Origin of the sequence: Pontivivens nitratireducens (genome assembly GCF_014235845.1) — a bacterium.
GTDB classification, from domain to species: domain Bacteria; phylum Pseudomonadota; class Alphaproteobacteria; order Rhodobacterales; family Rhodobacteraceae; genus Pontivivens; species Pontivivens nitratireducens.
Window position 1 is genome coordinate 166,626 of the sequence record NZ_JACJUQ010000004.1, and the last position, 16,306, is coordinate 182,931.

At 63.8% G+C, this 16,306-nt stretch carries 20 protein-coding genes and 1 tRNA gene; 15 read left to right on the forward strand and 6 right to left on the reverse strand.

The features are described 5' to 3' along the window. Window positions 1–14: 14 nt before the first annotated feature. The 7 genes from H1S03_RS06645 (at window position 15) to H1S03_RS06675 (ending at window position 3,543) form a co-directional block, all read left to right on the forward strand. Window positions 15–90 (forward strand) — tRNA-Glu (locus tag H1S03_RS06645). Between the two features lie 197 nt (window positions 91–287). Continuing rightward, complete coding sequence (locus H1S03_RS06650) at window positions 288–791, forward strand: type III secretion system chaperone family protein (RefSeq protein WP_185803726.1); 504 nt, start codon at window positions 288–290, stop codon at window positions 789–791. 23 nt (window positions 792–814) lie between these two features. Further along, window positions 815–1,636: a pyrroline-5-carboxylate reductase gene (proC, locus tag H1S03_RS06655; protein ID WP_185803727.1), complete on the forward strand. Its 822-nt coding sequence runs from the start codon at window positions 815–817 to the stop codon at window positions 1,634–1,636. Window positions 1,637–1,638: 2 nt separating this feature from the next. After that, a complete protein-coding gene (locus H1S03_RS06660) occupies window positions 1,639–2,064 on the forward strand; it encodes a phasin family protein (protein ID WP_185803728.1) in 426 nt (141 codons plus the stop codon). After that, a complete protein-coding gene (locus H1S03_RS06665; RefSeq protein WP_347339211.1) occupies window positions 2,061–2,402 on the forward strand; it encodes a tRNA-binding protein in 342 nt (113 codons plus the stop codon). Before H1S03_RS06660 ends, H1S03_RS06665 begins: the two co-directional genes overlap by 4 nt. Continuing rightward, window positions 2,402–3,343 carry a 2-hydroxyacid dehydrogenase gene (locus H1S03_RS06670; protein WP_185803729.1) on the forward strand — a complete coding sequence of 314 codons (942 nt, stop codon included), beginning with the start codon at window positions 2,402–2,404 and terminating at the stop codon, window positions 3,341–3,343. Before H1S03_RS06665 ends, H1S03_RS06670 begins: the two co-directional genes overlap by 1 nt. Then, entirely contained in the window at window positions 3,340–3,543 is a 204-nt protein-coding gene (locus H1S03_RS06675) for a SlyX family protein (protein WP_166189578.1), read from the forward strand. The genes H1S03_RS06670 and H1S03_RS06675 overlap by 4 nt, the downstream gene beginning before the upstream one ends. Window positions 3,544–3,580: 37 nt before the next feature. Here H1S03_RS06675 and H1S03_RS06680 read toward each other — a convergent pair whose 3' ends face one another. Next, window positions 3,581–5,257, reverse strand: a complete 1,677-nt coding sequence (locus H1S03_RS06680) for an ABC transporter permease (RefSeq protein WP_430700886.1) — start codon at window positions 5,255–5,257, stop codon at window positions 3,581–3,583. 209 nt (window positions 5,258–5,466) lie between these two features. Between H1S03_RS06680 and H1S03_RS06685 the strand changes: the two genes are divergently transcribed. Next, the gene (locus H1S03_RS06685) at window positions 5,467–7,098 is read left to right on the forward strand and encodes an alpha-D-glucose phosphate-specific phosphoglucomutase (protein WP_185803730.1); all 1,632 of its coding nucleotides are present in this window, start codon (window positions 5,467–5,469) and stop codon (window positions 7,096–7,098) included. A 129-nt stretch (window positions 7,099–7,227) separates the two neighbouring features. Here the strand turns inward: H1S03_RS06685 and H1S03_RS06690 are convergent, their stop codons facing one another. Continuing rightward, window positions 7,228–7,476 carry an accessory factor UbiK family protein gene (locus tag H1S03_RS06690; protein ID WP_166189574.1) on the reverse strand — a complete coding sequence of 83 codons (249 nt, stop codon included), beginning with the start codon at window positions 7,474–7,476 and terminating at the stop codon, window positions 7,228–7,230. A 132-nt stretch (window positions 7,477–7,608) separates the two neighbouring features. Here H1S03_RS06690 and lgt point away from each other — a divergent pair, with 132 nt between their 5' ends. From lgt to H1S03_RS06710, 4 genes are read left to right on the forward strand one after another with little or no spacing between them, the layout of a single operon-like run. Further along, window positions 7,609–8,502, forward strand: a complete 894-nt coding sequence (gene lgt, locus H1S03_RS06695; RefSeq protein ID WP_185803731.1) for a prolipoprotein diacylglyceryl transferase — start codon at window positions 7,609–7,611, stop codon at window positions 8,500–8,502. Beyond that, window positions 8,499–9,554, forward strand: coding sequence for a class I SAM-dependent methyltransferase (locus tag H1S03_RS06700; protein ID WP_185803732.1), 1,056 nt, complete (start codon window positions 8,499–8,501; stop codon window positions 9,552–9,554). Before lgt ends, H1S03_RS06700 begins: the two co-directional genes overlap by 4 nt. Next, window positions 9,554–10,309, forward strand: a complete 756-nt coding sequence (gene pgeF, locus H1S03_RS06705) for a peptidoglycan editing factor PgeF (protein WP_185803733.1) — start codon at window positions 9,554–9,556, stop codon at window positions 10,307–10,309. The genes H1S03_RS06700 and pgeF overlap by 1 nt, the downstream gene beginning before the upstream one ends. A 46-nt stretch (window positions 10,310–10,355) precedes the next feature. Beyond that, window positions 10,356–10,841: a hypothetical protein gene (locus H1S03_RS06710; RefSeq protein ID WP_185803734.1), complete on the forward strand. Its 486-nt coding sequence runs from the start codon at window positions 10,356–10,358 to the stop codon at window positions 10,839–10,841. Here the strand turns inward: H1S03_RS06710 and H1S03_RS06715 are convergent. Then, entirely contained in the window at window positions 10,838–11,341 is a 504-nt protein-coding gene (locus H1S03_RS06715) for an Lrp/AsnC family transcriptional regulator (RefSeq protein WP_166189566.1), read from the reverse strand. The two genes, H1S03_RS06710 and H1S03_RS06715, sit on opposite strands and share 4 nt — an antisense overlap. Window positions 11,342–11,441: 100 nt before the next feature. Between H1S03_RS06715 and H1S03_RS06720 the strand changes: the two genes are divergently transcribed. After that, complete coding sequence (locus H1S03_RS06720; protein WP_185803735.1) at window positions 11,442–12,356, forward strand: mitochondrial fission ELM1 family protein; 915 nt, start codon at window positions 11,442–11,444, stop codon at window positions 12,354–12,356. Between the two features lie 51 nt (window positions 12,357–12,407). Continuing rightward, window positions 12,408–13,394, forward strand: coding sequence for a thioredoxin-disulfide reductase (gene trxB / locus H1S03_RS06725; RefSeq protein WP_185803736.1), 987 nt, complete (start codon window positions 12,408–12,410; stop codon window positions 13,392–13,394). 2 nt (window positions 13,395–13,396) lie between these two features. On the opposite strand, the gene H1S03_RS06730 is transcribed toward trxB, so the two are convergent. From H1S03_RS06730 to H1S03_RS06740, 3 genes are all read right to left on the reverse strand, one after another. After that, complete coding sequence (locus H1S03_RS06730) at window positions 13,397–14,161, reverse strand: glycosyltransferase family 2 protein (RefSeq protein ID WP_185803737.1); 765 nt, start codon at window positions 14,159–14,161, stop codon at window positions 13,397–13,399. 102 nt (window positions 14,162–14,263) lie between these two features. Then, a complete protein-coding gene (locus H1S03_RS06735; RefSeq protein WP_185803738.1) occupies window positions 14,264–14,488 on the reverse strand; it encodes a DUF1150 family protein in 225 nt (74 codons plus the stop codon). 11 nt (window positions 14,489–14,499) lie between these two features. Beyond that, window positions 14,500–14,913: an Hsp20 family protein gene (locus H1S03_RS06740; protein ID WP_166189556.1), complete on the reverse strand. Its 414-nt coding sequence runs from the start codon at window positions 14,911–14,913 to the stop codon at window positions 14,500–14,502. Between the two features lie 203 nt (window positions 14,914–15,116). Between H1S03_RS06740 and H1S03_RS06745 the strand changes: the two genes are divergently transcribed. Then, on the forward strand, window positions 15,117–16,295 hold the full coding sequence (locus H1S03_RS06745) for an acetyl-CoA C-acyltransferase (RefSeq protein WP_185803739.1): 1,179 nt from the start codon (window positions 15,117–15,119) through the stop codon (window positions 16,293–16,295). Window positions 16,296–16,306: the final 11 nt, after the last annotated feature.

A 16,306-nucleotide genomic window follows, 5' to 3' on the forward strand; every position in this document is an offset into this window, starting at 1 on the left:
ACTCGCCACTGAATGCGCCCTTCGTCTAGTGGTCTAGGACGTCGCCCTTTCACGGCGAAAACACGGGTTCGAGTCCCGTAGGGCGTACCACTTCCTCTCAATAGACATGACACCGGACACATCGCGTCAGCGATCCCGTCACCGGACTGTCGTGAATTGACGCTTTACACAGCCGCCATCTGCAACCACGATATCTGGTAGGGCACGTGCATCCCACGTGCCCATATCGACGAGCTGACCAGCCCTAGCGGGCCATCCTGCCGGGGCGCACCAAAAAGGAGCGCGGCATGGACACGCTGGAACATTACCTCACGGCAGAGGACGCAGACCCGATCGACATCGTGGAAACGCTCGCCTCGCATCATGCGTGGGACTTCGATCGCGTTGCGGACAACCAGATCGCGATGGGCATCGAGGGAAGCTGGCAGACCTATTCGCTGAGCCTCGCCTGGTCCCCCCATGACGAGACGCTGCGCTTGGTCTGCACGTTCGAGCTGGATGTCCCCTCCGAACGACGCCCCGCCGTGCTGGAGGTGATCGACGGGGCGAACGACACCCTGTGGTCCGGCAGTTTCACCACCTGGCCCGAACACAACATGATCGTGTTTCGCTACGGGCTGAACCTGGCCGGCGATGCCAGCGCCAGCGGAACCCAGATCGACGACATGATTGCCGCCGCGATCGAGGCTTGTGAGCGGTATTATCCCGCGTTCCAGATCAGTCTGGAGGATGGTGCCTGTCCGCAGCAGGCTCTGGGAATCGCGATGTCACAGGCGTATGGTCGGGCCTGACCTTAAACGTTTGCGGAGGCTCCATGTCGCTGGAGAGAATTGACCGTCAGGGCCTTGTCCTGCTCGGCTGTGGGAAAATGGGATCCGCAATGCTGGAGGGCTGGCTGGCGCGCGGCGTCGCGCCCTCCTCGATATCCGTCATAGATCCCTACCCGTCGGACCGGCTCGAATCACTGGCGCAACAGGGGTTGCGGCTGAACGAGCCGCCCCCCAAGGATCCCGCAATCTGCATTCTGGCGGTCAAGCCGCAGATGATGACAGACGCGCTGCCGCAGATCAGCGATCTGGCACAGGGGGGCACCATATTCCTGTCCATCGCGGCGGGATCGACGCTGGCCTATTTCGAGCGGGTGCTGGGAGACAAGGCCGCCATCGTACGCGCCATGCCCAACACACCCGCCGCCGTCGGGCGCGGCATCACCGCGATCGTGGGCAATGCCGCCGCCGGGGCCGAAGCGCTGGATCTGGCAGAGGAGCTGTTGCAGGCCGTCGGTCAGACCGTGCGGATCGAGGACGAGGCGCAAATGGATGCGGTGACGGCTGTTTCCGGCTCCGGTCCGGCCTATGTGTTCCATATGATCGAGGCGATGGCCGCAGCGGGTGAGGCACAGGGGCTGGCCCCCGAACTGGCAATGACCCTGGCCCGCGCGACTGTCGCAGGTGCCGGCGTATTGGCCGAGCAGGCGGACGAGACGCCTGAGCGGCTGCGCGTCAACGTAACATCCAAGGGGGGCACCACCGCAGCGGCGCTGGCGGTCCTGATGGATGAGCAAACCGGTCTGGCGCAACTGATGCGCCGGGCCGTCAACGCCGCGGCGGACCGCTCGCGCGAACTGGGAGAATGACGATGGACAAGAGCTTCAACCCCTTCGACCCCGAAGCGATGATGAAGATGATGCAGCAAATGCCCTTCGCGGACATGATGCCCAAGATGCAGGGCTTCGATCCTGCTGCGCTCAGCGACATGCAGAACCGCAACATGGAGGCGTTTCAGGCCGCGAACACCGCCGCGTCCGAGGCGTACAAGGATCTGTTCAGCAAGCAGGTCGAGATGATGAAAACCATGATGAGCGAGGCCAAGACCTCGGCCGAGGCCGCCCGCGATCCGGCCAAGGCGCAGGAGGTCATGGCCGCTGGCGTGCAAAAGGCAATGGATCTCAGCACCGAACTGGCGACCGAGGCCCAAAAGGCCAACGCGCGCGCCTGGGAAATCGTATCCGCCCGTATGCGCGATTCCATCGCGGAGCTGGAACAGATGGCGAAGCCGAAGTGAGCGACGAGATCAGCTTCGACGACTTCATGAAAGTCGATGTCCGCGTGGGGGAAATCCTCCGCGCGGAAATCTTTCCCGAGGCGCGCAAGCCCGCGATCAAGCTGTGGATCGATTTCGGCGGCGAGATAGGTGAGCGTAAGAGCTCCGCCCAGATCACGGCGCATTACGATCCGACCGTCCTGGTCGGCAAGCAGGTGATGGCGGTCGTGAACTTCCCGCCCCGCCAGATCGGACCGTTCATGTCAGAGGTCCTGGTGCTGGGTCTGCCCGACGCATCGGGTGAGATTGTCTTGGTCGGACCGGACGGTCCCGTGCCCGTCGGGGGACGGATGCACTGATGAAGATCTTCGTGACCCGGCGACTGCCCGACAGCGTCATGGCCCGCGCTCGCGGCATGGGCGCGGACCTGCACGACAGCGATACGGTTCTGAATGACGCGGACCGCGCCGCCCTGCTGCGCGATTATGACGCCGTGGTGTGCACGCTGGGCGACAGGTTTTCGGCGGATATGTTCGCCGGTGATCCGCGCTGCCGTCTGATCGCGAATTTCGGGGTCGGCTACAATCATATCGACGCCGATGCCGCTTATGCCGCGGGCATCACCGTGACCAACACGCCCGGCGTTCTGACCGATGCGACCGCCGATCTGGCGATGGCGCTGATGCTGATGGCCCTGCGCCGCGCCGGTGAGGGGGAGCGGATGGTCCGCGCGGATGCGTGGCCCGGCTGGACGCCAACGCAGATGCTGGGCCAATCCGTCACCGGGCGGACACTGGGCATCGTCGGCATGGGCCGGATCGGTCAGGCAATGGCGCGCAGGGCGCATCACGGCTTTGGAATGCGGATCCTGTATTACAATCGCTCGGCCAAGGATTTGGATTTTCCGGCGCAACGGCTCGACACGGTCGAGGATTTGGCCGCACAGGCCGATGTGGTGGCAATCCATGCTCCCGGCGGCGCGGACACCCGGCATCTGTTCGGTGCCGCCGCCATCGCCGCGATGAAACCCACGGGCGTTCTGATCAACACTTCACGCGGGGATGTGGTGGATGAGGGCGCGCTGATCGAAGCCCTGGCATCCGGCGCGATCTACGCCGCCGGTCTGGATGTGTACGAGGCCGAGCCTGCCGTCCCTGCCCGTCTGCGCGCACTGGACAACGCCGTGCTGCTGCCGCATCTGGGCTCAGCCACATTGGAGGTACGTGAAGCGATGGGAAACATGGCGTTGGATAATGTCGAGGCATTCGTGACGGGGCGTCAGGTGCCCAATCCGGTATGAGCGATACGGTCCGAATGCAGGAAGCCCTGGCCGAGGCCTTGCGCGTGGTCGAGGATCTGAACGAGGTCGTCACCGATCAGGCGAACCGGATCGAGTTGCTGGAACGTCGGGTCAACATGCTGATGACCCGCGCGGCGGAGCAGGAGGCGGATCAGGCCAGCGGTCTGCCCCTGTCGGATCAACGGCCCCCGCATTATTGAGGCTGAGCGCCAGTATCGCTACAGCACACCCTCATGGCTACAGCACACCCTCGGCCTGCGCGGCGTCGGGGCGGCGGCGGGGGCGGGCGGTTCGACGCTCCCCTATCGAGCGACAGACCAGGATCACAGGCAGCAATCCGAACGCCACGATCACCAGGCTGGGAACCGCCGCCTGCGTCAGCCGCTCGTCTGCCGCCAGCCGGTGCGCCTGCACCGCCAGCGTGTCGTAGTTGAACGGTCGCATGATCAGGGTGGCCGGAAGCTCCTTCATCACATCGACGAACACGATCAGCAGCGCGGTCATCATCGTGCCGCGCAGGATGGGGAAGTGCACCCCCGTCAGCACCCGCCCCGGCGACAGGCCCAGCGTGCGCGCCACCGCATCGACGTTCGGCGCGACGGTGCCCATGCCTGCGTCGATGGCCGACAGGGCCGCCGCGATGAAGCGGGACATATAAGCCACCACGAGTAGCCAGATCGAACCGGTGAACAGCAGACCCGTGTCGATGTTGAACCGTGCCTCCATCACTGCGTCGATGGCGTTATCCAGATGGGCGAAGGGCACCAGCAGACCCACCGCGATCACGCCACCCGGCACGGCATATCCCAGACCGGCCAGCAACAGCATCGCCGTCGTCCTGCGCCCCGGTCGCAGGCGCGCGGCGAAGGCCAGAAGCGTCGCGGCCGCCACCGTCAGCACCGCAGCGATGCCCGCCAGTGTCAGTGAGTTCGCCATGAAGGCGCGATAGCGCGGGTCCAGCAAGCTCTGATCCGCCTTCAGCGCCATCAGGCCCAGCATGATGATGGGAATGACGAATCCCACCATGACCGGGATCGCACAGGCGGTGAAGGCAAGCAGTGCCCGCACACCTGACAGCCGTGTCGCATCCATCGCGGACAGTTGGCCCGAGACACCGCGCATATGCGCCCGCGCACGCCCGCGCTGGATACGCTCCAGCGTTGCCAGCAACAGCGCGAAGCCAAGCAGGCACAGCGCCAGTTGGGCCGCCGCCGCCCGGTCGCCCATGGAAAACCACGCCTGATAAATCCCGGTGGAGAAGGTCTGCACCCCGAAATAGCTGACCGTGCCGTAATCCGCGATCGTCTCCATCACCGTCAGGGCAACGCCGCCTGCGATGGCGGGCCGCGCGATCGGCAGGCAGACGCGGCGAAACGCCTGCCACGGGGTCTGCCCCAAGGTGCGCGCCGCCAGATAGGCACTGGCCGATTGCTGCCTGAAGGCGGACCGCGCCAACAGATAAACGTAAGGATACAGGCAGATGATCAGCATCATCGCCGCGCCACCCGTGGATCGAACCTCGGGGAACCAATAGTCGCGCCGCCCCCAATCGAACAGCGCGCGCAGGCCGGTCTGAACCGCGCCCGGATAATCCAGCAGCGTGGTATAGGCATAGGCCAACACATAGGCCGGGAAGGCCAGCGGCACCGCCAGTGCCACCTCAACCAAACGCCGGCCCGGAAAATCGTAGAGTGTAACCAGCCACGCCGCGCCGGTCCCCACCACCGCCGTTCCGACAGCGACGCACAGGACCAGGATCAGCGTGGTGCGGATGTATCGCGGCAACACGGTCTCGGCCAGCATTTCCCAAGTCTGCAAATCGCCCAGCAGCGCCGCCACGATGGCGGCACACATTGGCAACACGCACAGCGCGGTCACGATCCAGCCCAGTCTGCTTATGCCGTTCTCGCTCACAAGACCCTCAATCCCGACTTCACCGCTCAGGAATAGAACGCCACCGGAGGGAGGGCAAGGTCAGCGGAATGCGCGTGAGGGCACCCTCACCCGGCCCGCCGCTGCGCACATTGCAGGAAAACCATGCTGGATTCGCGGGATGCGCCTGCGCGGCCTTGCGGTTAAACCCGGTTTACAGCACTGTTTTGCGCAAATGTGGGGAGAGACATATGCAGGCCGTTACGCATGAAACCAGACCTATCGGAGGACAAAAGCCGGGAACGTCGGGATTGCGCAAGAAAACCAAGGTTTTCATGACCCCGCATTACGTGGAGAACTTCATCCAATCGACCTTCGACGCGATTGGCGGGGCCAGTGGCAAGACCTTCGTGATCGGCGGCGACGGGCGCTATTTCAACGAGGAAGCCATTCAGGTGATCCTGCGCATGGCTGCGGCCAACGGTGCCGAACGCTGTATCGTCGGCATGGGGGGGCTGCTGTCCACGCCCGCTGCCTCGAACCTGATCCGCGTACGTGGCGCGGATGGCGGTCTGATCCTGTCGGCCTCCCACAATCCCGGCGGGATAGATGAGGATTTCGGGATCAAGTACAATACGGCCAACGGCGGTCCCGCGCCGGAATCCGTCACGCAGGCGATCTTCGAACGGACACAGAGCCTGACGGAATATCATATCGTCGAAACGCAGGATCTGGATCTGGGCACCATCGGGCACAGAACGCTGGGCGGGATGTCGGTCGAGGTCGTGCACCCGGTTGCGGATTACGCGGCGCTGATGTCCTTCCTCTTCGACTTCGATGCGATCCGACAGTTGTTCGCATCCGGCTTCACCATGAGCTTCGACGCCATGCATGCCATCACCGGCCCCTATGCGCATGAGATTCTGGAGGCTCAGCTGGGTGCCCCCGCCGGCACTGTGGTCAATGGCACCCCCTCGCCCGATTTCGGCGGCGGGCATCCCGACCCGAATCCGGTCTGGGCGCATGAATTGATGAACCGCATGATGGGGCAGGACGCTCCGGATTTCGGCGCGGCATCGGATGGCGACGGCGATCGGAACATGATCGTGGGGCGCGGCATCTATGTGACCCCGTCCGACAGCCTGGCCGTGCTGGCGGCCAACGCGCATCTGGCGCCGGGCTATGCAGACGGCCTGATGGGCGTGGCGCGATCCATGCCGACCAGCCGCGCGGCGGACCGGGTGGCCGAAAAGCTGGGCATTCCCGCATTCGAGACTCCGACCGGCTGGAAATTCTTCGGCAACCTTCTCGACGATGGTCAGGCGACCCTGTGCGGTGAGGAAAGTGCCGGAACCGGCTCCGATCACGTGCGTGAGAAGGACGGATTGTGGGCGGTCCTGCTGTGGCTCAACATTCTGGCTGTGCGCGGGCAGAGCGTGGCCGACATCCTGCACGATCATTGGGCGACCTACGGGCGCAATTACTACTCTCGCCACGATTACGAGGGGGTAAATGCAGGCGCGGCGGAGGCGATGATCGACGATCTGCGCGGGCGGCTGGACAGCCTGCCCGGCACCGAATTCGGACCGCTTCGCGTGATCGAGGCGGACGATTTTTCCTATACCGATCCCGTGGACGGGTCGGTCGCCGCGCATCAGGGCATTCGTATCGTGCTGAGCCAGGGCGCGCGCATCGTGATGCGACTGTCGGGCACCGGAACGGTGGGTGCGACCCTGCGGGTCTATCTGGAAAAGGTGGAGGAAGACCCCACGAAATTCGACCGCGATCCGCAGGAGGCGCTGTCAGACGTGATCGACGCGGCGGAGGCCATTGCGGGCATTCGGGCTGCCACGGGCCGCGACGCACCGGACGTGCGCACCTGACCGGTGCTTAAAGCCATGGCGCGGGCCTTTCGCAGCCCTATCGCCATGGCACTTTAACTGGCCCACTTTAACCGGCCGTGACCTTCCCTCCTCACATCGATCCAAGCGAGGAGGGAGGGCCGTAAGGGGTTACCCCGAATGCTTCGCTTCGAGCGCCACGATCCGCGCTTCGAGGGATGCGTTCTCCTCGCGGGCCTTTTGCGCCATGGCGCGAACGGCGTCGAATTCCTCACGCGTGACGAAATCACGATCGGCCAGCCAGCGATCCATCAGGTTCTTCACGGCATTCTCTGCCTCGGAACGGGCGCCCTGCGCCACGCCCATCGCGTTGGTCATCAACTGGCTCACATCGTCCAGAATACGGTTTCTGCTCTGCATCGGTTCATTCTCCTGTCACTGTGGCATTTGATATGGGAGCGGCACAGCCCTGAGGCAAGCGTGACTTGACTTCCCCGTCCTGTCATGGGGTAGGGAACGCAGTTCAACATGAGGCCCAAGACGAGGTAGGCCATGCCCTTTCCAGATATCGACCCCATCGCATTCCAGTTCAGCGTGTTCGGCTTTACCCTCGCGCTGCGCTGGTATGCGCTCGCCTATATCGTCGGCATTGTCGCGGGATGGAGGGTGGCGGCCATGGTGACGCGACGCGATGCCCTGTGGGGCGGCCCCTCGCCGGTCACGCCGAAACATCTGGAGGATTTCGTCACCTGGGCAATCCTCGGCATCATTCTGGGCGGGCGTCTGGGCTACGTCCTGTTCTATCAGCCCGGTTATTTCCTGAGCAATCCGGCCGATATCCTGCGCGTCTGGGATGGCGGGATGAGCTTTCACGGCGGGTTCATCGGGATGGGCGTGGCGATCGTCGCCTTTGCCATGCGCAGCGGTATCCCCATCCTCAGCCTGGCGGACATCATCGGGCTGGTCGCCCCCATCGGCCTGTTGCTGGGCCGGGTGGCGAATTTCGTGAACGCGGAGTTGTGGGGGCGACCCACCGACATGCTGTGGGGCGTCGCCTTTCCGGGGGCACGTGCACAAACCTGCCCCGACTTCTGGCCACTCGCCCCCGGTGCGCCGTGCCTGCGCCACCCCTCGCAATTATACGAAGCCGGGCTGGAGGGGATCGTACTGTTCGGTGCTCTGCTGCTGGCGGTCTGGGGGTTCAAGGCGCTGCGGCGTCCGGGTCTGGTCACGGGGATGTTCTTCATCGGGTACGGGCTGGCGCGGACCTTCGTCGAGTTTTTTCGTCAGGGTGACGCGCAATATATCAGCGCCGGCAATCCGTTCGGGCAGGTCATCCGCTTCGGTGACAGCGCATGGGCGGGGTTGAGCATGGGGCAGATCCTGTCCCTGCCGATGATCGCCGTCGGCATCGCGTTCGTGCTGTGGTCGCGTCGCAAGGCATGAGCGAGCTGGGCGACATCGTGCGGCGACAGATCAGCCTGTCCGGCCCGATCAACATCGCGGATTACATGACCCTGTGCCTGCAGCATCCGCAGCACGGCTATTACATTACGCGCGATCCGTTCGGCGCGGCGGGCGACTTCACCACCGCGCCTGAGATCAGCCAGATATTCGGAGAGATGATCGGCCTGGCACTGGCCCAGATCTGGCAGGATCAGGGCGGTGGAGAGATGGTTCTGGCCGAAGCCGGACCGGGTCGAGGCACCCTGATGGCGGACATCCTGCGCGCGACCGCACGGGTGCCGGGTTTTCACAGCGCGATGCAGGTCCACCTGATCGAGACGTCGCCCGTGTTGCGAACGCGACAGCGTGAGGCACTGCACCCCCGCCCGGTCACATGGCACGACAGCGTCGGAGATCTGCCCGATGGCCCGGTCCTGTTCGTGGCGAACGAATTCTTCGATGCGCTGCCGATCCGCCAGTTCGTGCGGCAGGGCCGTGGTTGGGCGGAACGCGCCGTGGGATTGCAGGACGGTGCCCTGTCCTTCGGTTTGTTGCCGGCATCGACGCAACCTGTGCTCGACGATCTGTTTGCCGGTGTGCCCGAGGGCACGCTGGTCGAATGGTGTCCCGCCGCCGCGCCGATCCTGCACGACATCGCCGCACGGGTGCGGCAGGGCGGGGCGGCACTGATCCTCGATTACGGGGCGCGTGACGGCACGGGCGATACCCTGCAGGCGCTGCGCGCGCAGGCGCCCGTCGATCCGCTGGCCACCCCCGGTGAGGCTGACCTGACGGCACATGTAAATTTCGGGCATCTGATCCGCGCGGCGGGCCTGCCCCACGGGATCGAGGATCAGGGCGCGTTTCTGGAACTTCTGGGCATCACCGCCCGGGCGCAGCAACTGGCCCGGCACCATACGGGTATTGCCGCCGCACATAGAAGGTTGACGCATCCGCAGGAAATGGGAACGCTGTTCAAGGTATTAGGGCTGAGCGCACACGCGCCCCTGCCCGGCTTTCGCAATTTTACCACCAAGGGTGTTCAAGTCTGATGACGCTGGAAATTCTCGTCTCCGATGGGTTGTCCGATGTTCGGCACGGGTTTTTCACCCGCCGGGGCGGGGCATCGTCGGGCATTTTCGGCGGCCTCAATTGCGGGCCGGGATCGTCCGATCAGGCGGAGGCGGTGCGCATCAATCGCACCCGCGTCGCGACCGCGATGGGCGGCACGCTCGACAGTCTGATCTCACTGCAACAAATCCACAGTCCCGATGTGGTCACGCTGGACGCCATTCCGGCGGAGCGTCCCAAAGCGGACGGCATGGTGACACGGCACGAAGGGTTGATCCTGGGCATCCTGACCGCCGATTGCGCGCCTGTCCTGTTCGCTGACAGCGCGGCGGGCGTGATCGGTGCGGCCCATGCCGGCTGGAAGGGGGCCGTGGGCGGCGTGCTGGAGGCGACGGTCGCGTCCATGCTGGCGCTGGGTGCAACACGTGAAGGCATCCATGCCACCGTCGGCCCGACAATCAGCCAGCGCAATTACGAGGTCGGACTGGATTTCATGGATGACGTGCTGGCGGAGGATGGCGGCAACACCCGGTTCTTCGCCGGGGGCCGCAGTGATGACAAGGTGCAGTTCGACCTGCCCTCCTATGTTGTGGCCAAGCTGCGCAATGCCGGGGTCACCGCGGAATGGACCGGACATTGCACCTATGCGGAGCCGGACCGGTTCTTCTCCTTCCGCAGAACGACCCATCGGGGTGAGGTCGATTACGGGCGTCAGATCGCGTGTATCCGTCTGTGAGCTGCCCCCTGCCCAACATCTGCCCCCTGTCCGGCATGGTGGTCAGATGATCCGGGTGCTGTTGCTGTTGCTGTTGCTGTCACTTGCCGCGTGCAACCCGGCGCTGGATCAGGCCGGACTGGCCCCCCGGTCCGCCTTGCTGGCGAAGGATGTCGTCATGACGATCCGTGTCGATTTCCGCAATGATGCCGCGACCGCGGACGCGGTGGCAGCCGAAACCGCGCGCCTGTTGGGACCGGAGTTCCAGTTCAGGACCATGACCGGGCGCGAGTTGATCCTCAACATGACCGGCCGCCTGACCCGCGTGCAGCAGGACGGGACACCAACGCTGATAATGGATTGGGATGTGCGCGATCAGGGGGGCACCAGCATCGCCCTGTTCCGGGTCGCCATCGTGACGCAGACGACCCTCAGCGGTGGGATCAGTAACCGCGACCGGCGCGGACTGGCATTCTATACGGCTGAAAAACTGACGCAGCAGGACGGCATTCGTGAGATCGTGCGCGCACGCAGGTCCGCGCAGGGCAGTTAGAGCGCACCGTCAGCGACCCGCGCTTCCAGCACGTCGAACGGCACGCCCGGCTCGTTCTTCGCATTGCGGATCACCAGCGATGTCTTGACGCTGGCCACATTGTCCGCCGAGGTCAGATCCTCGGTCAGGAAGCTTTGAAAGCTCGACAGATCCGGGGCCACGCATTTGAGGATGAAGTCGATCTCACCGTTGAGCATATGGCACTCACGCACCAAGGGCCACGCACGGCAGGCCGCCTCGAACGCGGAGAGGTCCTTCTCCGCCTGCGAGCGCAGCGACACCATCGCGAAAACCTGCACCTCGAACCCCAGTTCGCGCGCATTCACGCGTGCATGATAATCGGTGATATATCCCGTTTCCTCCAACGCGCGAACGCGGCGCAGGCAAGGCGGCGCGGAGATGCCGACGCGGCGCGACAGCTCCACGTTGGTCATACGTCCATCAGCTTGCAATTCGGCGAGGATTTTGCGGTCGATCGGGTCGAGCTTGATGCTGGGCATGGGGGCCTTTAGGTTCGTTACGTGGAAGCCCACGCCAATTTTTCCGTATGATAGGCAAAAGCTCACGGGAACGCAATAATATTTCAGGGACACGCAATAATTGTCACGCAAACGTCTCAACATTGCGATCGTGACGGACGGAAGGCCCGCGAACCGTGTTCAGGCCGAGGGGCTGGCACAGGCCATTTCGCGATTTCAGGCAGCGGATATGAGTGTTCATGACGTTCAGGTCAACCCGTTCTGGCGCGGTATGGCGCTGCGACTGACGCGCCATGGATACGGACAGGCACCGCAGGCCGATCTGGTCATCGGGGCCGGCAGACGTGGCAACGTGATGGCGGCGCAGGCCCGCAGGCGCGGCGCCAGGGCCGTCGCGATCCTCGCTCCGACCGTTCCGCTGAACTGGTTCGACCTTGTGATCACCCCGGAGCATGATGGGCTGGAGGCACCGAATGTCATCACGACGCTCGGCTCGCTCAACACCATGACGCCGCAACGGATCGCGGAGGCGGCCGAGGGGCTGCCCCCCCTCCCCCCCCGCGCGCTGGTCGCGCTGATCGGAGGGCCGTCGAAAAGCGCGGAGTTCGGTCCGCGCGAAACCGACGCCCTGATCGCGGACCTGTCCCGGTTCGAAGCGGCGGGGTACATCCTCTACGCCACGCCATCGCGCAGGACGCCGCAAACCGTGATCGACGCGTTGCGCGCCCGCTTTGCACGGATGACGGTCTGGGACGGATCCGCGCCCAACCCCTATCCGGGATGGCTGCACATGGCGGATGCGATCCTGGTGACCCGCGACAGCGTCAACATGATCAGCGAGGCGGCGGCGACGGGTCTGCCGCTCTACGTCAGCGGTGCCGGGCCGCTCACCCCGAAATTCGCGCGGTTTCAGCAGGCGCTGTTCGCGCGCGACATTATCAGGGACGCGGCGGACGGCCCCGCCCACTGGACCTACACCCCCCTGCGGGAGGCCGATCGCATCGCGCCCATGGTGATCGAGCGCATCGGACTTTAACCCGGCGGCGCGGGTCGCTATATCGTGAGACCAGCCCGAAGGAGCCATATCATGTCCGACACACGTCACACCCGCCTGCTGATCATCGGCTCCGGCCCCGCAGGATATACCGCCGGGGTTTACGGCGCCCGCGCCATGCTGGAACCGCTGCTGATTCAGGGCATCCAGCCCGGTGGGCAGCTGACCACCACAACCGAGGTTGAGAACTGGCCCGGCAACGCTGAGATTCAGGGCCCCGACCTGATGGTCAACATGGAGGCCCACGCCAAGGCGATGGGCACTGAGATCGTCGCCGACCACATCACCTCGCTCGACCTGTCGAAGCGCCCGTTCACGGCCTTTGCCGACAGCGGCACCACCTATACCGCCGACGCACTGGTGCTGGCGACCGGGGCGCAGGCGAAATGGATCGGGCTGCCGTCCGAGGAGAAGTACAAAGGCTTCGGCGTATCGGCCTGCGCCACCTGCGACGGCTTCTTCTATCGTGGCAAGGAAATCGTGGTGATCGGCGGCGGCAACACCGCAGTGGAGGAGGCGCTGTTCCTGACCAATTTCGCCTCCAAGGTCACCCTGATCCACCGCCGGGATGAATTGCGGGCCGAAAGGATCCTTCAGGACCGTTTGATCAAGAACGAGAAGATCGTGCCCCTGTGGTTCCACGAGCTGGACGAGGTTCTGGGCGACGACGCGCCGCTGGGCGTCACCGGTGTGCGGGTCAAGGACGTGCGCAGCGGTGAGACTCAGGTGATCGACTGCGCCGGCGTGTTCGTCGCCATCGGTCATGCGCCCGCCTCGGAACTGGTCGCGGACAAGCTGGAGACCCACATGGGCGGCTACGTCAAGACGAAGCCGGATTCCACCGCGACCTCGATCCCCGGCGTCTTCGCGGCGGGGGATCTGACCGATCACATCTACCGGCAGGCCGTAACCTCCGCCGGGATGGGCTGCATGGCCGCGCTGGAGGCGGAACGCTTTCTGGCGGAAAACGAAGGGGATACGGTCAGCGAACCCCTCGGCTATGGCGCAGAGGTCGCCTGACCCTAACGGTCGGTGGCCTTGGCGAGCATCTTCGCGATGCGCAGCCACCGACCGAATGCAGAGATAACCGAGAAGACGAACCCCTTCCACCCGCCGAAGATATGGCGTCGAAACACCCACACCTTGATAAACTGCATCGGCATTTCGGTAATCAGCCGCACGCGCAGCGACCATTGCGACTTATCTTTTCCAGCTTGCACCTGAAACGTCGTGAGAGGGTCGATTTTCTGGACCAAAGCCCCCCAGCTCGAAAACGAGTAATGGTAAATCGGGCCGTTCAACTGAACTTCTGACGCATCCTGCTGTCCCACGACCCGATCATAAAGAGGATGGTCGCGATACCGACCGGCCGCTTTGTGATAAAACCGCACGACATTGTAATCATCAGCAAAGGGGCGTGGCTTGATGTCGCCCGGATAGACGTTGAGGATGCGGATACGGAACAAAGCAGGCTTCGCATCGGGCAGTATCGCGTCGATCTCATCCCGCAAATCGGGCTGCACGACCTCATCCGCGTCGATGTTCAGCAGCCAGTCGTAGGTGCAACGATCCTCAGCATACCGTTTTTGGGCCCCATAGCCCGCAAAGGGATGATGAAAAACCTTGGCACCCGCTGCCTTCGCAATGGCGATGGTATCGTCGGTACTGCCGGAATCGACTACGATGATTTCATCGGCCCAGTCGCGAACCGCGCTCAGAGTACGCCCCAGTCGATCCCCCTCGTTCAATGTGATCAGAAAGACGGAGATAGGGGGTCTGGCAGACATCGGAACCTCAACTTGCGCTTCGCCACAACCTGTACTGTTTCACAGCTGCTTTCAAAGCGCCTTTACAGCCGTTTCAGGAAAAGCGTGTGTCGTTCCCGTAGGTCAATGTACGCTGACGGGTGCCATCTCGTTCTGCCGCGCGACGATGAAGGCCGTCGCCCGGTCTGCGACCAGCGCGATCCGCTCGCCCGTATTGGTGTGGATCGCATAGATCGTGGCCTGATCGATCTGGTCGCGAACCTCCTGCGGCAGGTCTGCGGTCGCCACCTGACGCACGTAGACGGTGCGCTCGGTCATCCGGTTCGGTGTTCTTGTTTCGGTCGTCATGATATCCCCTCCTACGCGCGATTGATTTCAATGGTCTGGATCACCCTGTCGGGGGATTTGCGTTCCAGCACGATGTTGAGCAATCCGTGTTCCAGGACCGCGCCGGTGATTTCCACCCCCTCGGCCAGAACGAAGGATCGGCTGAACTGGCGGGCTGCGATGCCGCGATGCAGAAAAACCCGCTCATCCTCCGATTCCACCTGACGCCCGCGGATCATCAATTGGCGATCCTCGACCGTGATGGAGAGGTCTTCCTCAGCGAAGCCGGCGACGGCCAGCGTGATGCGGTAGGAGCGTTCGCCTACCTGCTCGATATTATAGGGGGGATACCCCTCGGATCCGGCCTTGGCCGTGCGTTCGACCAGCCGGTCCAGCTCCTCGAACCCGAGCAGGAAGGGATGCGACGCAAGTGTGTGTCGTGTCATTGTCAGTGTCCTCATAAAGCGACAGCGAAGGCCCCGCGATGCAGCGACCTTCGATATGCAATATGGGAACGAAACCGCGCACACTCAAGATGCTTCGCCCCAAGGTGGCAAGCTGGGTGCGGAACACATGCGACGCGACGTCAGGCGCGCATGGTGTGTGAACAACGCTAAGCTTCGACAAAACAACTATTGGGGAGGCCACCATGCGTGAAGCCGTCATCGTATCATCTGCCCGTTCCGGGCTGACCAAGGCCGGACGCGGCGAATTCAATCGCACTCATGGCGCAAAGCTGGGCGGTGACGTGATCGCCGAAACCGTGCGCCGTGCGGGAATCGATCCCGCCATGATCGAGGATTGCGTGATCGGCTGCGCCTATCCATCCGGCACCACAGGCGGCAATATCGCACGCCAGATCGTGATCCGCGCCGGTCTGCCGGTCAGCATCGCAGGTGCCACGGTCAACCGGTTCTGTTCATCCGGCCTGCAATCCGTTGCCATGGCCGCGAACTATATCGTCAATGACGGGGCGGATGCTGTGATCGCCGGCGGGATCGAGAGTGTCAGCATGATCTCTCCCAAGCCCGGCCCGATGGACGAGGATCCGTGGCTGCTCAAGCACAAGCCCGAGATCTTCCTGCCGATGATCGACACGGCGGACATCGTGGCCCAACGCTACGGCATCAGCCGCGAGCGGCAGGACGCCTATAGCCTGCAATCGCAACAACGCTATGCCGCCGCTGTCGAGGCAGGAAAATACGACGAGGAGATCATGAAGATCGAAACCGTCATGGCCGTGCAGGATCGGCAGACGAAGGAGATCTCCGAGAAAGCCGTCACCGTCGATCACGACACCTGCAACCGCCCCCAGACCACGCTCGAAGGCCTCGCCTCGTTGGAGCCGGTGCGCGGTGAGGGCAACTTCATCACTGCGGGCAACGCCTCGCAACTGTCGGACGGCGCGGCGGGGGTCATGCTGATGTCGGCGGACGCGGCGAAGGCCGAGGGGAAGCAGGCGCTCGCCACCTTCCGCGGTTTCGCCGTCGCGGGGTGTGAGCCGGACGAGATGGGCATCGGACCCGTCTTCGCCGTGCCACGCCTGCTGGAACGCACGGGGTTAAAGGTTTCGGATATTGACCTGTGGGAACTGAACGAGGCCTTCGCCTCGCAGGTGCTGTATATTCAGGACACGCTGGGCATCGAGAACGCCAAGCTGAACGTCAACGGCGGCGCCATCGCCATCGGCCATCCGTTCGGCATGACCGGCGCGCGTCAGGTCGGCCACATCATCCGCGAGGGGCAGCGCACCGGCGCGAAATGGGCGGTGGTGACGATGTGCATCGGTGGGGGACAGGGGGCCGCGGGGCTTCTGGAAATTCACTGAAGTTGAGATTT